Raw genomic sequence first — 16,107 nt, forward strand, 5'->3', positions numbered from 1 at the left:
GCCGTGCTGGAGAACGTCGTGCGGGGCACGATCTTCGCCCTGCTCGCCGTGCCTGTCGGGGTCATCCTCTGGGTCGTGATCTGGAGTCTCGGAGTGGTCTCGGCGATCGTCGCCTTCGTCGTCGCGGCCGGGGCCGCCTGGCTCTACAGCAAGGGTTCCGGCGGCCGGGTCAGCGTCACCGGTGCGCTCGTCATCTCCGGGGTCGTGCTCGTGACGCTCATCGTGAGCTTTTACTTCGGCCTCGTCTCCGACTGGATTCGGGCGGTCGCCGAACAGACCGGCCTGAACCCGATCCAGGCGCTCGCGGCCCCCGCCTTCTGGCCGTCCTTCAACTCCGTGTTCGGCCAGCTCCTCAAGGCCGACCTGCCGAGCCTGGGACTCGCGCTCCTCTTCGGAGTGTTCGGCGCGTTCTCGGTGCTGCGCCGCGCGTTCGCGTCGGCGCGCGCGCAGTCGACTCCGATCCCCCTCAAACCGCTCTTCCTCCACCCAGAGGAGCCGAAGGCGGATCCGGAAGGCTAGCGACCGCCGCGCTGCGACCGCGCCGCGAAGAGAAACAGCGTGCCCGTGGCCGTGGCAAGGCCGAGAACGATGAGCATCGGCGCGCCCATCGTGTACGCCTGCAGCAGGTAGTAGTCGGAGCTGCCGCCGCCGCCGGACGTGTTGAGGCTGTCGAGGCGGTCGCTGATGAAGCGCAGCAGGTAGAGCCCGGTGCCGATGAAGATCGCGCTGAGCACCCAGAGGGCCAGGAGAAACACGTTCGGCCGACGGACGGTGGTCTCGGCGTCCGGTTCGGCGGCGGGCTCCTCCTCGACGGCGATCGGCTGCCCCGGCTCGACAGTCGGCGGGGTCCGTTCACTCCGTTCGACGTTCGGTTCCACCGGGGGCCGCTGCTCGCGCCCGTGCACGATCGGGTCGTAGCCGGGCTGGAACGCCGGGTCGAATCGAGGATCGAAACCCGGTTCATCCGTCGAAGCGCCGGTCATGGTTTCTCCGCGGCGACGTCGGTCGAGGTCTCGAACCGGAGGCGGAGCGACGTGGTCCAGGACTGGAGCCACGCGAAGAGGAAGCCGCCGACCGCGATGCCGATGCTCGTGACGATCACCGGGCCGTACCCCGTGGTCCTCGGGTCGAGGAACGGGTACGGATACCAGTCGGCGATCGGCCCGCGGATGAGGCTGTAGGCAAGGTAGGCGATCGGAAAGATGAGCCACACCATGGCCTGACGCAGGTGAATGCGCAACTTCGGCAGGTCGATGAGCCAGTCGACGACCATGGCGACCGGGATGACGAAGTGCAGCACCGTGTTCACCCACGGCACCGCCGTGTCCACCTCCACGTTGCGCAGCAGCAGTCCGTAGACGATGCCCGTGATGGTCATGTAGATGGTGGCCGCTCCGCGCAGGTACTCGACCCAGCGGGGATGCGCGCCGCGCACGATGTAGGCGCCCGAGACCGCGAGTGAGACCACCGCGATGATGTTCGACTCGACGGTGAAGAAGCTGAAGAAGTTGACCGGTTTATAGTCCGGGATGTTCTGCAGGTTGTAGAGGTACTGGGCGAGGAGTCCGGCGAGGCCGAGGGCGACGAAGAAGAATCGGTAGACGGCGAGGCCCTGTTCTCTGCTCATGGGCTGATCCTATTGTCCACACGAGACTTTGTCAGGCCGCCACGGGACCTTCGGCCCAGTGCGGCGGACCGGCGGCGCCTAGCGTCGCTCGAGGTGCCCAGCACGCCGGATTCGAAACCCCAACCGCCCCGGAATCCCCCAGGGAATCGCGGAACCATGCTGTTAGGGTTGCCTAAGTTTGGCTAGTTGAAACGTGCTAGTTCTCTTACCTGAAAGGGCTCACATGAGCTACGTCAAATCCGCCATGCTCGACGAAAAGGGCTTCGTGATCCTGGACCGCTACGCCCAGGGCGCCGACCCCCAGGAATGGCTCGACCTCGAATACGTCGACTGGAAGTCATCCGGTGTCACCCGGTTCGCGCCGCTCGCCAGCGCCTTCGGCGAGATCGAGGTGAACGGATTCTGGAACCACACCCCGCCCCGCACCGACAAGGACGGCGTGTGGATCGACTCCCAGGTCGCCAAGGCGCCGCACCTCGTGGCCCGCGCCACCGAGCCGGGCGCGAACGTCGGTCGTTGCCGCGTGATCGAGCTGCAGCCCAACGAGTACGCCACCACGCTCTACAACCTGCACCAGGACGACAACAACCGACTCAACCCGGACGGCAACGGCTGGATCGTTCGCGGATTCTTCAACCTCACGGATGACGCCGAGTCGTTCATGACGCTGCGCGAAGACCGCTTCAACCCGTCTGCCGAGATCCGCATCGCGCTTCCGGCCGGTGCCCAGATTATCGTCGACACGCAGCGCTTCTGGCACGCCGTCTGGCACAAGGGGCCCGAGCCTCGCTACTGCCTCATCACGTCGTGGGAGTCCGGCCCCGAGCTCGACGCGTACATCGAGAAGCACCACGGCACCAACGAGCACGAGAACCCGTACCTCGACCCCCAGGTGATCGCGGATGCCCAGGCCGATGTGCAGCGCCGCCTCGCCGAGCGCTCGGCCTCACTCGCGTCCCGCGGAGAGCCCGACGAGGACCCGGTCGACCCCGAGGCCTAGACCACCCACTGCCAGACGGTGCCCCCTCGATCCTCACCGGGTCGGGGGCGCCCGCTAGAGGAGAGAACATGCCGGTTCACGCCGCCGCGCTCGACGGCCAGGTGTCGAGCTGGCTCACGACCTTCGGGCCGATCCTCCTTTACGTGATCGTCTTCGGCCTCGTCTTCGCCGGCACCGGTCTCTTCATCGGTGTGTTCATCCCGTTCGTCACCGGCGACTCGCTGCTCTTCGCCGCCGGGCTGGTCGCCGCCAGCTCGGATGCCATCAGCATCTGGGTGCTCGCCATCGGCGTCGGCGTCGCCGCGTTCCTCGGCGACCAAGTGGGCTTTCTGCTCGGGCGGCACTACGGGCGCCCCTACCTCGACCGGCGCAGCGGGGCGTGGGTGCGGCGCGGCGTCGTGCGCGCGGAGAAGTTTTACACCGACCTGGGCTGGTGGGCCGTCGTGGTGGCCCGCTTCATCCCGTGGGGCCGTGTGCTCGTGCCGCCGGTCGCCGGCATCGCCCGCATGGACTACCTCAAGTTCGTCGCGGCGAACCTCGTCGGCGCGCTCGCCTGGGGCGTGCTGCTCGTGGTCACCGGGTACTTCGCGGCCAGCATCCCCGCCGTCAAGTCCGCCGCCTATGCGGTGGGTGGGTTCTTCATCCTCGCCTCGATCGTCGCCGGCATCGTCGCGTGGCGGCGCAACCGCACGTCGGCCTGACCCGACCCCGCGCCGTCCGCTCGCGCACACCCTGCTCCCTCGTGCGCATCCGCCTGCCTGCGCTCCACCCTTTCCCTTCCGAAATCCATGCATTCCGTCGGCCCACCCGGCGTGTTGGTGTTGCCGTGCGGCGTGTCGGCCAGGGATGCATGGATTTCGGAAGGGCGGCCAGACGGGAATGAGGTACGCAGCGGGATCGGGAAGGGGCGCGGCGCCCCCTCTCCGGAGGGCACCTGCGCGCAGGCAACTGCGCATAACTCAGGCTAGAACCCGCCGATGCTCGGGGCGGTGCCGCGATTCCGGGCAGCGGCCGCCGCGCGCCGAGAAACAGCCTGAGTTATGCACGCGGGATTAGGGACAGGATGCCCCGGTTCAGCGCTACCGCCGGCCCGCGCGGGCGGGAACCCCGCCGAGATGCGAGACGGATGACCCGATTCAGCGGCCGCTGCGGCGCCGGCGGTTCGCGGCCGCGCGGGCCTGGGCCTGCGACTGCTGTTTGGGGCGCGGCTTGGCCTCCTTGCGCGGCGGCTTCGGTTCGGCCGGCGGCGTCGGAGTTGCCCGGGAGCTCGCGGCCGTGCGGCCGCGCACGATGCCTACGAACTCCTCGACCCGCTCCGTCGTGTTGGCCTCCACCCAGGCGATCGCGATTCGCGTCTCCGGGGCGTCGACAACGGGGCGGGCGACGACGTCTTTGCGGCCGTGCATCCGCGCGATCGATTGGGGCAGGATGACGACGCCCCCGCCGGCCGCCACGAGTTCCACTGCGTCGCCCGGCGAGAGAGTCGGCGGCGTGATCGTCTCCTCCGCGAGGTCGGCGAGGGTCACGGTCTCGAACAGCGAGACGGGGTGGTCCTTCGGCACGACGACGACGGGCACCTCGGCATAGAGGGGAATCACGCTCAGGTCGGTGCCGTCCACCGGAAACCGCACGAAGCTCACGTCGGCCCGGCCATCGTGCAGAACCTCCGTCTGCTCGGCGGTTCCCACGGGGAGGAAGGCGAGCGGGATGCCCGGCTGGCGGTCCGCCCACGCCGAAGTCCAGCGGGTGAGGGTCACCCCGGCGACGAAGGCGATCGTGAACGGCGCGACATCCTCGTTCACGGTCATCCCCTCGCTGCGTCCACGCGCTGATGGCACGGGAGGCCTCTCAGGCTACGCTGACCTGATGACCTCCGCGCAATCCAACCAGACCATGAAGCCGGCCACGGCGGCCCAGAAGCTGGGAATCTACCTCCCGGCGACCCCCGAGTCGTTCCAGCAGTCGACCGTGTCACGGGCCGAACTGAACGAACTGATCGCGAATCCGCCGGCCTGGCTCGTCGAGTTGCGCAAGACCGGCCCGCACCCGCGGCCCGAGGTCGCCCGCAAGCTCGGCGTGTCGATTGCCGGGCTGGCCCGTGGCGAGGTGACCGAGCCGCTCACGACCGACGAGATCAGCGCCCTGCTCAAGCAGCCGCCGGCCTGGCTCGTGCGGGAGCGAGCCGTGCACGCCGAGGTGCAGGACGAGAACGCCCGGGTGAAGTCGCTGCACGCGCACCAGAGGCTGCTCGCCGAGAACCGGAGCACCGCGGAGAAGAAGGACGCGGAGAAGAAGGACACGAAGAAGAAGGACCCGAAGAAGGCCCAGGACGGGCCGTCGCGGGACACGCGCACGCGCTAGCCGCTAGCCGCTGGCCGTCAGGCCTTCCGCGTCGTTCAGGTTCTGGATGAGGTACCCGTGCCGCCACCACAGCGCCGGGAACACGAGCACGGCGGGCAGCGCCGTGAACACGCCGATTCCCGGCAGGAACGCGAGCGCGACCGAGTACAGCGCGAGCACCACGGCGAGCGGCCAGTACCGCCCCATCGTCGCGATGACCCCGGAGAGCGCGAAGAAGCCGACGACGACGCAGGCGTTGACGAGCATGCCCTGCTCGGTGGTCGGCGATGGGCCGCCGATCGACAGCAGGAGCGAGAACACCCACACCTCGAGTCCGTGGCCCACGAGCACGAGGACCATTGCGACGTTCACGACGAGCCTGCTCGTTCGTCGCTCGCCCGTCGTGAGAGTTCTCAAGGGCATACGGCAGACTCCGCGGCCGGGGCCCCCGCGACGCGGGGCGGTGAACCGCGATCTCCATCGATGCCCATGAGAGAAACCTGACAGGTTCTCGCGTGCAGCGATAGCCCCCAGTGCAAGGGGACCATCCCCGGCGATCGCGCACCGGGCGCCGGATGGCTCCCGGGCAGCTACTTCACCGAGCCCGCCGTCAGCCCGGCGACGAAGCTGCGCTGCAGCAGCAGGAACGCGATCACGACCGGGATGCTCACGACGAGGGAGGCCGCCATGATCTGGTTCCAGTACACGTTCACCTGGGTCGAGTACTCACCGAGTCCCACCGCGAGAGTCCGGCTGTCCTGAGTGGTCAACACCGAAGCGAAGAGCACTTCCCCCCACGACGTCATGAAGCAGTAGATGGCCACCGCGATCACGCCGGGCCTCGCCACGGGCAGGATCACCCGGAACAGCACGCCCATCGCCGATGCGCCGTCCACCCGCGCCGCCTCGTCGAGTTCCTTCGGGATGTTGTCGAGATAGCCGGCGAGCATCCAGATGGCGAAGGGCAGGGAGAAGGTGAGATAGGTGATGATCAGGCCGGTGCGCGTGCCGGCGAGCTGGATGCCGAAGGCCTGGTTGATGTTGATGAAGATCAGGTACAGCGGCAACAGGAACAGCACCCCGGGGAACATCTGGGTGGACAGCACCGCCGTGGTGAACACCGAACGGCCGCGGAACCGATACCGGGAGACGGCGAACGAGGCGAAGATGGCGATGATGAGACTCAGTAGCGTCGCCGCCGTCGAGACGACGAGGCTGTTGAGGAAGTACTCGCCGAGCGGCACCGTCGACCAGATGTCGATGAACGGCTGGATGGTGAAGTGGGTCGGCCACCAGGTGAAGTTGCCCTGCACGTCGCCGAGCGGTTTGAGCGCCGAGGTCACCATCACGTAGAGCGGGGCGGCCGTAAAGATGCCCAGGAAGACGAGCACCACGACGCGGAAGACCTTGGATCCGGATGTTTCACGCATCGCGCGACCTCCTGTTGAGGATGAAGAGGTAGGCGCCGGTCACGAGCAGCAGGAACACGAGCAGCAGCACGGACATCGCGGCACCGAACCCGAAGTTGAGGGTGAGGAACGAGGCGGAGTAGATGTGGAACGAGATGAGGTCCCCCGCGGGGGGTTGGGCCCCGCCGAACAGGATGTATGGAGTGTTGAAGTCGTTGAAGGTCCAGAGGAACATCACGAGCACGAGCACCCGGTTCACCGGCCCGAGCATGGGGAGCGTGATGCTCCACCACTGCCGGAGCGGCTTGGCCCCGTCCACCGCCGACGCCTCGTATACCTCCTCGGGAATGCTCTGCAGGCCGGCCATGAGCATGAGGAAGGCGAAGGGCCACATCCGCCAGATGGTGGCGACCACCACGGCGACGAAGGCGTTGTTGCCGATAAGCCAGAACGGCTTGGCCGCCTCGCCGATGAGGTGCAGGTTGTCGGCGAGCAGGTAGTTGACCGCCCCGGTGTCCCGCTGGAACATGAACTTCCAGGCGATCACCCCCGCGTAGACCGGGATCGCGTACGGCACGAGGAAGAAGGTGCGGAAGATCGCCCGGCCGCGAAAGGTGCGCTGGAGCACCGCGGCGCCGGCCATGCCGAACAGCCAAGACACGCAAACCACGATCACGGTGAACGCGCACGTCACCACGAACGAGTTGAGCAGCGAGGCGCCGAGCGCTCCGTTGAAGTCGAGCGCCAGGTGGTAGTTGTCCCAGCCCGCGAAGGGCGCGGCCGACCAGTTCGCGATGAAGAACTTGGTGAGCTTGACGAAGCTCATCCACACGCCCACCGCCATGGGGGTCACGTGGATGAGCAGCTCGAAGACCACCGCCGGGGCGATGAGCACGAAGGGCACCCACCAGCTGAACGGCTTCTTGCGCCTCTTTCTCGAGGGCCCGGTCCGCACCGAGCGCGGCGGGGCGGATGCGCGAACGCCGGGAGGCGCCTCGGTCACGGCCATGAGTGATCCAATCTTCGTAGATTGCCTGAAGTGCTCGATTGCCTGAAGTGCTCGACTGCCTGAAGTGCTCGAAAGGCGGAACCGCTCGATGCGGCGGAGCGCGGGGCGAGGCTGGGGCGATGGCGCAGGGTGCGCCATCGCCCCGGGCCGCTAACCCATCGTGGCGATGACCTGGTCCTGCGCGGTCTGCAGCGCGGTCTTGATGTCCGCCTTGGAGACGGTGCCGCCGGTGGCGATGGTCGCGAACATGTTGTTCATGGCCTTGCCGACGGTGCTCTCGAACTGGTCCTCGGCCGGCACGAGCGGCAGAGGCTTCGCCATCGTGTTGTAGATGTTCTGGAAGGTCTTGGCCTCCTCCGCGTTGTCGGTGAAGCTCGGCGTGACGCCCTGCAGCACGGGAAGGGACGCGTACGTCTTACCGAGCGTGCCCTGGGTCGCCTCGCTCGTCATGAACTTGACGAACTTGAGCGCCCCGGCCTGGTTCTTGCTGTTCTTGAAGATGGACAGGTTGATGCCGGCGATGAAGCTGGCGATCTTCTTGCCGGTGGACGGCGCCGGGAACGGCACGACGCCGTACTCGTCGGAGGACATGCCGGCTGCGACGATGCTCGAGTCGGCGTTGTTCTGGTTGATCACCATCGCGACCTTCTTGTTCGCGAAGTCGCTCACCGACTTGGTGCCGTTGTCGTACTGCGCGTTGGAGATGCTCGCGACCTTGTCGACCTGCATGAGGTCGAGGTAGCGCTTGATGCCGTCGACGACGCCGGTGGAGGTGAAGGTGGGCTTGCCCTTGGCGTCGAACAGCTCGGCGTCGTTCTGCGCCGAGTTGATGAACGCGAAGTGGGCGTTCTCGGTGTAGCTGCCAGCCGCGATCGCCATACCGTTGACCCCGGACGCGGCGTCGGTGAGCTTCTGCGCGTCCGTGACCATCTCCTCCCAGGTGGAGGGGGCGGTCAGTCCGGCGTCCGCGAACATCTTCTTGTTGTAGTAGAGGCCGTAGGCGAGGCCGTAGAGGGGAACGGATGTCACGGTCTTGCCGGCCGCGCCGCCGGTGTCCAGCGCCGTCTTCACGAACTTGTCGGATCCGCCGATCGCCTTCATCTCGCTCGAGCCATAGGGCAGGAAGGCGCCGGTGGCCTGGAGCGAGGTGGCCCAGGTGTTGCCGATGTTCACGACGTCCGGTGCCTGGCCGGAGGTCACCGCGGTCTGGATTCGAGTCTGCAGGTCATTCCAGCCGATCACCTCGAGCTTCACGTCGATGCCGGTCTCTTTGGTGAACCTGGCGAGCTCGGGGGTGAGCACGGCCTTGTCATTGGCGAGGCTCGTGCCCTGGTTGCTGGCCCAATAGGTGATGGACTTGCCGGCGCTTGCCGCGCCGCCGCTGCTGCTGCTGCTGCACGCTGCCGTGGAGAGGATTACCGCGACTATCGTCGCGAGGGCGGCTACTGATCGGACCTTCATGCTGACTCCCTTGTCTGGTGCGTCTGGTGATGCCGTGCGTCATACGCGAGTTCCCCGCGCCGTGCCTCCCCTTTCCTCGGTGTCCCGCGTTCTCGGTGTCCCGTCTCAGTCCTGGTTGCTGAACGCGGCATCGAAGGATGCCGTGGGCAGATCCCAGAGCAGGGACCGGATGAAGCCGATGGCCTCCTTCGCGCCGTGCAGGCGGTCCATGCCGGCGTCCTCCCACTCGATCGAGATCGGGCCGGTGTAGCCGATCGACTCGAGAGCGCGGAAGGCGTCCTCCCACGGCACATCCCCGTGCCCGGTGGACACGAAGTCCCAGCCGCGCCGCGGGTCGCCCCACGGCAGGTGCGAGCCGAGCACCCCGGCCCGGCCGTTCTTCGGGCGAAGCCGGGTGTCCTTGCAGTCCACGTGGTAGATGCGGTCCTTGAAGTCGACGATGAAGCCGACCGGGTCGATGTCCTGCCACATCATGTGGGACGGGTCCCAGTTGAGCCCGAACGCCTCCCGGTGCCCGATCGCCTCGAGCGACCGCACCGTTGACCAGTAGTCGTAGGCGATCTCCGACGGGTGCACCTCGTGCGCGAACCGCACGCCCTCGTCATCGAAGACGTCGAGGATCGGGTTCCACCGGTCGGCGAAGTCCTGGTACCCCGCGTCGATCACCGATGCCGGCACCGGCGGGAACTGGGCGACGTACGGCCAGATCTTCGACCCGGTGAACCCCACCACGGTGTCCACACCGAGCTTGCGGGCGACCGTGGCCGTGAGCTTCAGCTCCTCCGCGGCCCGCTGCCGCACGCCCTCCGCCTCGCCGTCGCCCCACACGCGGGAGCCGACGATCGCCTGGTGCCGAAAGTCGATCGGGTCGTCGCACACCGCCTGGCCCTTGAGGTGGTTCGAGATCGCGAACACCTTCAGCCCGTAGTGGTCGAGCAGGTCGAGTCGACCCTGCAGGTAGGCCGGGTCCTCGGCGGCGCGCCAGACGTCCAGGTGTTCCCCCGAACAGGCGATCTCGAGGCCGTCGTAGCCCCATCCGGCGGCGAGCCTCGCGACCTCCTCGAGCGGCAGGTCCGCCCACTGGCCGGTGAACAGTGTCACCGGATGCGGTGACGAGGATGGCGTTTCGGTCATGGGTTCGTTCCTTCGATGTCGATCCAGGTGGAGGTGCGCGCCGACTCGAGCACGGCATCCGTGAGCGTCACCGCTCGGAGGCCGTCCTCGAAGGTGGGGAGGCCGTCGCGCGCCTCGCCGCCGATCGCGGCGTAGGTGTCGGCGACGAATGCCGAAAAGGCGTCCTGGTAGCCGAGTGGATGACCGGGCGGCAGCACGGCGAGGCGCTCGGCGTCTGCGCTCAGCCCCGGTTGACGGGTGAGTAACTGCGACCCGGTCTGCCTGCCGAGCCACAACACCTCGGGGTTCTCCTGGTCGAACGCGATCGACTCCGCACTGCCGTGGAACTCCACGTGGAGGCGGTTCTTGCGCCCGGGGGCGACCTGGGAGACCAGGAGCGTGCCGAGGGCGCCGGCGCGGGTCGTGAAGAGCACCGCGGCAAGATCCTCGGTGGTCACGGCTCGCGACGACCGCTCGTCGAACACGGTGTGCGTGACCGCCTGCAACCGGGCGATCCGGTCACCGGTGACGAACTCGACGAGGTCGCACAGGTGCGATCCGATGTCGGCGAACGCGCGGGACGGACCGCCGAGGGCCTCGTCGACCCGCCAGTTGTCATCGCTCGCCGCGAGCAGCCAGTCCTGCAGATATGAGCCCTGGATGCTGAGCAGGCCGCCCGCCTCCCCGGCGGCGACTCGGGCCCTGGCCTCGCGCACCATCGGATGGAATCGGTACACGAAGGGCACCGTGGCCGTGACGCCCGCCTTCTCGGCCTCCGCCACGAGGAGCGCCGCGTGCGCGGTGGAGGTGGTGAGCGGCTTCTCGCACACGACATGCTTGCCGTGCCGCACGGCGGCCAGGGCGAGGTCGAAGTGGGTGGCATTCGGCGTGACGATGTGCACGGCGTCGATCGTCGCGTCGGCCAGCAGGGCCTCGGCCGACGGATAGGCGGACTCGAAGCCGAGCAGGTCGGCGGCCGTCGCCGACGAGGCGTCGCTGGACGACACGATGCCGGCGAGCGAGGCTCGGGCCGCCCGCGCCGCGCGGCTGTGCACGGCGGCCATGAAGCCGCCGCCGATGAAGCCGACGCGGAGCGGTGCGGACACGGACGACATTAGCGATCCCTCACAGTGTGGCGACCGTCGGGCTCCAGTCGGCCGGCACGAGGGGGGCCTTCTCGAAGCTGCTCTCCACCGTCACCGTCTCGCCGCGCTCGGCAGACTCGGCGATGGACACCATGACGTCGAGCACGTGGAACCCCTGCGCCCCTGACGCGCGCTCCGGTGCGCCGGAGCGAATGGCCTGCGCGAGTTCGGCGACGCCGGTGCCGCGCGTGGCGAAGGAGCCGGTGGCGGCGACCGCGCGCCCCTCGTCATCCATGCCGTCGAAGATGACCGATTCGCCATCGAAGGTGTTCGGGTCCGGAAGCTGGATCGTCGCCCTGGTGCCGGAGACCTCGACGAACCCCGCCCGCTTGCGGTGCGATTCGAAGCTGAAGATCGTCTGCGCGGAGGTGCCGTTCTCGAACTCGATGAGCGCGCCGTGGTGCGACGGCACCGTGACGGGGAACTCGGTGCCGGCACGCGGGCCGGAGCCGATCACGCGCACGGGGCGCGAGGTGGAGCCCACCGCGGTGACGCGTCGCACCGGCCCGAAGACCTGCACGAGCGTCGTGAGGTAGTACGGACCGATGTCGAAGAGCGGCCCGCCGCCCGTCTGGAACAGGAACTCCGGGTTCGGATGCCATGACTCCGGCCCGGGGGACTGCATGAGCGCGAGGGCGGTGAGCGGGGTTCCGATCGTGCCATCCGCGATGAGGCGAAGGGCGGTCTGCAGCCCGGCGCCGAGGAAGGTGTCCGGCGCGGTGGCCACACGAAGGCCAAGCCGCTCCGCCTCGTCGAGCAGCCGACGGCCGCTCTCCCGGTCGAGGGCGAATGGCTTCTCGGTCCAGACGTTCTTGCCGGCCGCGAGCGCGGCGAGGGCCACATCCACGTGGTTGGCGGGAAGGGTGAGGTTGACGACGATCTCGATGTCGGGGTGGGCGAGAAGTTCGGCAACCGTGCCGCTTGCCGCGACGTCATACTTCGCCGCCTGCGCCTTGGCCCGGTCGAGGTCAATGTCCGCCACAAAGAGCACCTCGAGGTCGGGGAAGGTGGTGAGATTGTCGAGATATTCGCTGCTGATGACGCCGGCGCCGATCACGCCGACTCCGACGCGGCCGGTGCCGCTCACGCGGACACCCCGTTCGCAGTGAGGTAGGCGAAGCTGTCGCGCAGGGCGTCGAAGACGTCCCCGGCGAAGCCGTCGAGCTCCACAACCCGCAGTGCCTGCGGTGCCGCGGCGAGGATCGCCGGAATGTTGAGCCGGCCCGAGCCGACCGCGACCTGCTCCTGGTCGTCCTGCGTCACCGCGCCATCCTTCACGTGGATCAGCTGCACGCGATCGCCGAGCCTTACGAGCAGCTCGACGGCAGAGACGCCGCCGACCTCCGCCCAGTACGTGTCGACCTCGAGGATCACGGCCGGGTCGAGCAGGTCCGCGAACACCTCGAGCGCCGGTGTGCCGTCTATGCGGTTCTCGGTCTCCCACCAGTGGTTGTGGTAGCCGATGGTGAGGCCGTGGTCTGCGCCCTTGAGCGCGATGGCGTTGAGCTGCGTCGCCGACGCGGTGACGTCCTCACGACTGCTCCACAGGCTGCGGTCGATGTGCGGGTCGATGAGCGTCGTCACGCCGATCTTCGTGGCCGCGGCGAAGATGCGGTCGAGATTCGCACCGAGCAGGCTGCCGTGGGCGGAGGGGGCGCTGAGGCCGGCCGCCGGAAGGAGCTCGCTGTACTGGTCGGCCAGGTCGACAAATCCGAAGAGTTCGACGTTGGTGTAGCCGAGGTCGGCGACACGGCGAAGCGTGCCGGGGAGATCCGCGGCGAGCGCGTCGCGCACGGTGTAGAGCTGCACGGAAAGTTGGCTTGTAGACACGTGGTCTCCTCGTTGAGTTCATTCGGCTCGCGGTGCGTAGTTGGATACGCCCCGAGCACGCCTGTCGAGTGTACGGCCGACTTGTGTCGAATATCAAACAAAAGTCGGATGTTTATCAGCCGTATCCATTCTGTCCATCGACGGCGTGTGGTTTACTTGCGAAATGGTCGCCCCGAAGAAGCCAGGTCCCCCCGGGCTGTCCGGGGCGAGCGAACTCTTCCAGCTTCTGCGCGACGGCAGGCCGAGAACCCGCGCCGAGCTGGCAGACACCACCGGCCTGGCCCGCTCAACCGTCGGCCTGCGCCTCGACGCCCTCCTCGAGCTCGGCCTGATCCGCCCGATCGGCGAGGGCGCGTCGAGCGGCGGGCGCCCGCCCTCGCAGTTCGCCCTCAACCCCTCCGCCCGGGTCGTGGTCGGGGCCGACCTCGGCGCCACCCACGCGACCATCGCCGTTGCCGACCTGAGCGGCGCCATCCTTCTCACCCATCGCGAGGCGCTCCCCATCGCCGTCGGGCCGGAGCGGGTGCTCACCTGGGTCGTCGACGAGACCCGCAGCCTGCTCGCCGAGGTGGGCCGCGCACCCGCCGACCTCCTCGCCGTGGGGGTGGGCCTGCCAGGACCGGTCGAGCACGACACGGGCCGACCGGTGAACCCGCCGATCATGCCCGGCTGGGACGGCTTCGACGTGCCGGGCTGGATCTTCGACGCCCTCGGCGTGCCCGCGCTCGTCGACAACGACGTCAACATCATGGCCATCGGCGAACAGTCCCGGTCGTTCCCCGACGTCTCCGACCTGCTCTTCGTGAAGGTGGCGACGGGGATCGGATCCGGCATCATCTCCGGAGGACTCCTTCAGCGTGGCGCCCAGGGCTCCGCCGGCGACATCGGCCACGTGCGGATCGAGCGCGGTAAGGGCGTGGCCTGCCACTGTGGAAACTACGGATGCCTCGAGGCCATGGCATCCGGCCCCGCCATCGCCCGGCAGCTTCGCGCCGAGGGGGCGGACGTCGACACCATGGCCGACGTGATCGACCTCCTGCGCCAGGGCGACCTGCGCGCGATCCGCGCGGTGCGGCAGGCCGGGCGAGACATCGGCGAGGTGCTCACGACCTGCGTAAGCCTCGTCAACCCCTCGGTGATCGTGCTCGGCGGTTCGGTAACGCGGGTCGGCGAACACCTTCTGGCCGGCGTGCGCGAGGTCGTCTACCAGAGCTCGACCCCGCTCGCCACCGAACATCTCTCGATCGTGCAGTCGCGCACGGCGGAGAACGCCGCCGTGATCGGCGCGTGCATCCTCGCGCTGCAGTATGCGCTCTCCCCCCAGGCGATCGAGCGGATGTCCGCGCGCTGACGCTCGCCAGGCCGCCCCAGCACCCCGCTACCCGAAGGTGTCGTCGAGCGCGGCGGAGAGGTCGGCGATGAGGTCGTCCACGTCCTCCAGCCCCACGGAGAAGCGCAGGTGGCCGAACTCGCGAAACTCGGCCGGGTAGGCGGGCACCCGCGGGCCCGAGTTGTCGACGTGCACGATGAGGGACTCGTCGTGTCCGAGCGACACGGCGGAGGTAATCACGCGCAGGTTCGAGACGAACCGGTTCTGGGCGGCCTTGTCACCCTTCACCGCGAAGGCCATCATGCCGCCGAATCCGTGCGGCAGCTGCCGCACCGCGGTGTCGTGCTGCGGATGCGAGGCCAGTCCCGGGTAGGCGACGTACGCGATGCGGTCGTCGCCGGCCAGAAATTCGGCGATCGCGCTGGCCGACGCGCAGTGCTGCCTCATCCGCAGTGGGAGGGTGACCGAGCCGCGCATGATGAGCCACGCGTTGAACGGGCTGATGACGCCGCCGACGTCGACCATGGCGTCGAGTTTGATGCGCCGGATGAGCTCAGCGCTGCCGATCACGGCCCCGCCGATCGCGTCTCCGTGACCGTTGATGTACTTCGTGAGCGAGTGCACCACGAGGTCCACACCGTGCTCGAGCGGTCGGAACAGCGGCGGCGGGGTGAAGGTGTTGTCGATCGAGACGAGCGCGCCCACCTCGTGGGCGATCCGCGCGACGGCCGCGACATCCGTGACCTTCGTGGTGGGGTTGGCGACCGTCTCGATGTGCACGAGCCTGGTGTCCGGCCTCACTGCGGCGCGCACGGCGTCGAGGTCCGTGGCGTCGACGAAGGTGGTGCGGATGCCGTACTTCTGCGGCAGCAGCTCGTTGAAGAGTCGAAAGACGGCCTCGTACGTGACGTCGGCCACCACGACATGGTCGCCGGCCTTGAGCACGGTGAAGAAGATGGCGTGCAGGGCGGCCACTCCGCTCGCGAGCACCACGGCATCCTCGCCGCGCTCGAGCGCGGCGAGCTTGCGCTGCAGCCCGAGCTGGTTGGTGCCGCTGTTGCGGGTGTAGAGCGGAACGTCCGTTCCCGACCAGCTGAGCGTCGACGGGTCCTCCGGCAGGGCGTAGGAGTTGGCCATGACGATCGGGGTGCGCAGCGCGCCGGTACCCGCGTCGATCTCGTTGCCGGCGTGTACCGACTGGGTGCCGAAGGCGAGGGAGGCCGGGTCGTGCTTGTCCGGGCGGGGGCGGGGCGGGTTCTGGCTCATGCCTCCAACCTATTCCGCGGGGCACCCCGGCGCGCTTCTGTGACGGAGGCCTACTGCTCATCGAGGCGAGCAGCGACGTCCGCTGGAAAGCCGCCGGTGCAGATCGGGCTCCACCGGGTGGGCGTGATGCGGATCAGGGACTTGTCCTGGATGGCCATCGCCTCGCGGTACTCCCGCCAGTCCGGATGCTCGCCGGCAATGCAGCGGAAGTAGTCGACGAGCCCGTCGGCCGCCTCGGGCATGTGCAGAACCTCGGCATCGCCGTCCACCTGGATCCAGCCGCCGTCCCAGTCGTCGGAGAGCACGAGCACCGAGGCCCGGCTGTCCCGCTCGGCGTTGCGGGTCTTCGCCCTGGCCGGGTAGGAGGAGATGACGACTCGCCCCTGGGCGTCGACGCCGCCGGAGACGGGCGAGATCTGCGGTCGCCCGTCGGCGCGGGTTGTCGCGAGCAGCATCCGGTGGCGGGGGCGCACGAAGTCGAGCATTCCGGCGCGGTCGACGACGGTGTTAGTTGCGATGCTTCTGGCCATGCGCTCAAGGTTAGGCGCGGGGGCTGGCAACGAACGGATCCGAAACC

At 68.3% G+C, this 16,107-nt stretch carries 18 protein-coding genes; 5 read left to right on the forward strand and 13 right to left on the reverse strand.

Annotation, left to right across the window (positions count from 1 at the left end):
* The first annotated feature begins 3 nt into the window (after positions 1-3).
* A complete protein-coding gene (locus VIM54_RS15480) occupies positions 4-519 on the forward strand; it encodes a hypothetical protein (protein WP_331902636.1) in 516 nt (171 codons plus the stop codon).
* Here the strand turns inward: VIM54_RS15480 and VIM54_RS15485 are convergent.
* Positions 516-983, reverse strand: a complete 468-nt coding sequence (locus tag VIM54_RS15485) for a hypothetical protein (protein ID WP_331902637.1) — start codon at positions 981-983, stop codon at positions 516-518. The two genes, VIM54_RS15480 and VIM54_RS15485, sit on opposite strands and share 4 nt — an antisense overlap.
* Positions 980-1,627, reverse strand: coding sequence for a Pr6Pr family membrane protein (locus tag VIM54_RS15490; RefSeq protein ID WP_331902638.1), 648 nt, complete (start codon positions 1,625-1,627; stop codon positions 980-982). Before VIM54_RS15490 ends, VIM54_RS15485 begins: the two co-directional genes overlap by 4 nt.
* 223 nt (positions 1,628-1,850) lie before the next feature.
* Here VIM54_RS15490 and VIM54_RS15495 point away from each other — a divergent pair, with 223 nt between their 5' ends.
* Positions 1,851-2,627 (forward strand): hypothetical protein, encoded by a 777-nt coding sequence (locus VIM54_RS15495; RefSeq protein ID WP_331902639.1) that lies wholly within the window; start codon positions 1,851-1,853, stop codon positions 2,625-2,627.
* 68 nt (positions 2,628-2,695) lie between these two features.
* Positions 2,696-3,328 (forward strand): DedA family protein, encoded by a 633-nt coding sequence (locus tag VIM54_RS15500; RefSeq protein ID WP_331902640.1) that lies wholly within the window; start codon positions 2,696-2,698, stop codon positions 3,326-3,328.
* A 435-nt stretch (positions 3,329-3,763) separates the two neighbouring features.
* Here VIM54_RS15500 and VIM54_RS15505 read toward each other — a convergent pair whose 3' ends face one another.
* Positions 3,764-4,465 carry a LysR family substrate-binding domain-containing protein gene (locus VIM54_RS15505; protein ID WP_331902641.1) on the reverse strand — a complete coding sequence of 234 codons (702 nt, stop codon included), beginning with the start codon at positions 4,463-4,465 and terminating at the stop codon, positions 3,764-3,766.
* Positions 4,466-4,493: 28 nt separating this feature from the next.
* On the opposite strand from VIM54_RS15505, the gene VIM54_RS15510 reads away from it, so the two are divergent.
* The gene (locus VIM54_RS15510) at positions 4,494-4,988 is read left to right on the forward strand and encodes a DUF5997 family protein (RefSeq protein WP_331902642.1); all 495 of its coding nucleotides are present in this window, start codon (positions 4,494-4,496) and stop codon (positions 4,986-4,988) included.
* A gap of 3 nt (positions 4,989-4,991) precedes the next feature.
* On the opposite strand, the gene VIM54_RS15515 is transcribed toward VIM54_RS15510, so the two are convergent.
* The 8 genes from VIM54_RS15515 to VIM54_RS15550 all read right to left on the reverse strand — a co-directional run bounded on the left by VIM54_RS15515 (position 4,992) and on the right by VIM54_RS15550 (position 12,934).
* A complete protein-coding gene (locus VIM54_RS15515; protein ID WP_331902643.1) occupies positions 4,992-5,390 on the reverse strand; it encodes a hypothetical protein in 399 nt (132 codons plus the stop codon).
* Positions 5,391-5,557: 167 nt separating this feature from the next.
* Positions 5,558-6,397 carry a carbohydrate ABC transporter permease gene (locus VIM54_RS15520; protein ID WP_331902644.1) on the reverse strand — a complete coding sequence of 280 codons (840 nt, stop codon included), beginning with the start codon at positions 6,395-6,397 and terminating at the stop codon, positions 5,558-5,560.
* Entirely contained in the window at positions 6,390-7,385 is a 996-nt protein-coding gene (locus VIM54_RS15525; protein ID WP_331902645.1) for a sugar ABC transporter permease, read from the reverse strand. The genes VIM54_RS15520 and VIM54_RS15525 overlap by 8 nt, the downstream gene beginning before the upstream one ends.
* Positions 7,386-7,535: 150 nt before the next feature.
* Positions 7,536-8,846 (reverse strand): sugar ABC transporter substrate-binding protein, encoded by a 1,311-nt coding sequence (locus VIM54_RS15530; protein ID WP_331902646.1) that lies wholly within the window; start codon positions 8,844-8,846, stop codon positions 7,536-7,538.
* Between the two features lie 105 nt (positions 8,847-8,951).
* Complete coding sequence (locus VIM54_RS15535; protein WP_331902647.1) at positions 8,952-9,980, reverse strand: sugar phosphate isomerase/epimerase family protein; 1,029 nt, start codon at positions 9,978-9,980, stop codon at positions 8,952-8,954.
* Positions 9,977-11,074, reverse strand: a complete 1,098-nt coding sequence (locus VIM54_RS15540; protein ID WP_331902648.1) for a Gfo/Idh/MocA family oxidoreductase — start codon at positions 11,072-11,074, stop codon at positions 9,977-9,979. Before VIM54_RS15540 ends, VIM54_RS15535 begins: the two co-directional genes overlap by 4 nt.
* Before the next feature lie 10 nt (positions 11,075-11,084).
* Positions 11,085-12,191 (reverse strand): Gfo/Idh/MocA family oxidoreductase, encoded by a 1,107-nt coding sequence (locus tag VIM54_RS15545; protein ID WP_331902649.1) that lies wholly within the window; start codon positions 12,189-12,191, stop codon positions 11,085-11,087.
* Entirely contained in the window at positions 12,188-12,934 is a 747-nt protein-coding gene (locus tag VIM54_RS15550) for a sugar phosphate isomerase/epimerase (protein WP_331902650.1), read from the reverse strand. Before VIM54_RS15550 ends, VIM54_RS15545 begins: the two co-directional genes overlap by 4 nt.
* Before the next feature lie 163 nt (positions 12,935-13,097).
* Here VIM54_RS15550 and VIM54_RS15555 point away from each other — a divergent pair, with 163 nt between their 5' ends.
* On the forward strand, positions 13,098-14,285 hold the full coding sequence (locus VIM54_RS15555) for an ROK family transcriptional regulator (RefSeq protein ID WP_331902651.1): 1,188 nt from the start codon (positions 13,098-13,100) through the stop codon (positions 14,283-14,285).
* 27 nt (positions 14,286-14,312) lie between these two features.
* Here the strand turns inward: VIM54_RS15555 and VIM54_RS15560 are convergent, their stop codons facing one another.
* Together VIM54_RS15560 and VIM54_RS15565 are read right to left on the reverse strand one after the other, a co-directional pair.
* The gene (locus VIM54_RS15560; protein WP_331902652.1) at positions 14,313-15,530 is read right to left on the reverse strand and encodes an aminotransferase class I/II-fold pyridoxal phosphate-dependent enzyme; all 1,218 of its coding nucleotides are present in this window, start codon (positions 15,528-15,530) and stop codon (positions 14,313-14,315) included.
* A gap of 50 nt (positions 15,531-15,580) precedes the next feature.
* The gene (locus VIM54_RS15565) at positions 15,581-16,060 is read right to left on the reverse strand and encodes a PPOX class F420-dependent oxidoreductase (protein WP_331902653.1); all 480 of its coding nucleotides are present in this window, start codon (positions 16,058-16,060) and stop codon (positions 15,581-15,583) included.
* Between the last annotated feature and the right edge of the window lie 47 nt (positions 16,061-16,107).

This window comes from Lacisediminihabitans sp., from assembly GCF_036569425.1.
In the GTDB taxonomy this organism is placed as follows: Bacteria; Actinomycetota; Actinomycetes; order Actinomycetales; family Microbacteriaceae; genus Lacisediminihabitans.

Coding starts and splice junctions, on each gene's coding strand:
- VIM54_RS15500 (WP_331902640.1), top strand. CDS start 2,696: ATGCCGGTTCACGCCGCCGCGCTCGACGGCCAGGTGTCGAGCTGGCTC.
- VIM54_RS15565 (WP_331902653.1), bottom strand. CDS start 16,060: ATGGCCAGAAGCATCGCAACTAACACCGTCGTCGACCGCGCCGGAATG.
- VIM54_RS15495 (WP_331902639.1), top strand. CDS start 1,851: ATGAGCTACGTCAAATCCGCCATGCTCGACGAAAAGGGCTTCGTGATC.
- VIM54_RS15490 (WP_331902638.1), bottom strand. CDS start 1,627: ATGAGCAGAGAACAGGGCCTCGCCGTCTACCGATTCTTCTTCGTCGCC.
- VIM54_RS15535 (WP_331902647.1), bottom strand. CDS start 9,980: ATGACCGAAACGCCATCCTCGTCACCGCATCCGGTGACACTGTTCACC.
- VIM54_RS15515 (WP_331902643.1), bottom strand. CDS start 5,390: ATGCCCTTGAGAACTCTCACGACGGGCGAGCGACGAACGAGCAGGCTC.
- VIM54_RS15530 (WP_331902646.1), bottom strand. CDS start 8,846: ATGAAGGTCCGATCAGTAGCCGCCCTCGCGACGATAGTCGCGGTAATC.
- VIM54_RS15540 (WP_331902648.1), bottom strand. CDS start 11,074: ATGTCGTCCGTGTCCGCACCGCTCCGCGTCGGCTTCATCGGCGGCGGC.
- VIM54_RS15520 (WP_331902644.1), bottom strand. CDS start 6,397: ATGCGTGAAACATCCGGATCCAAGGTCTTCCGCGTCGTGGTGCTCGTC.
- VIM54_RS15525 (WP_331902645.1), bottom strand. CDS start 7,385: ATGGCCGTGACCGAGGCGCCTCCCGGCGTTCGCGCATCCGCCCCGCCG.
- VIM54_RS15555 (WP_331902651.1), top strand. CDS start 13,098: ATGGTCGCCCCGAAGAAGCCAGGTCCCCCCGGGCTGTCCGGGGCGAGC.
- VIM54_RS15510 (WP_331902642.1), top strand. CDS start 4,494: ATGACCTCCGCGCAATCCAACCAGACCATGAAGCCGGCCACGGCGGCC.
- VIM54_RS15485 (WP_331902637.1), bottom strand. CDS start 983: ATGACCGGCGCTTCGACGGATGAACCGGGTTTCGATCCTCGATTCGAC.
- VIM54_RS15560 (WP_331902652.1), bottom strand. CDS start 15,530: ATGAGCCAGAACCCGCCCCGCCCCCGCCCGGACAAGCACGACCCGGCC.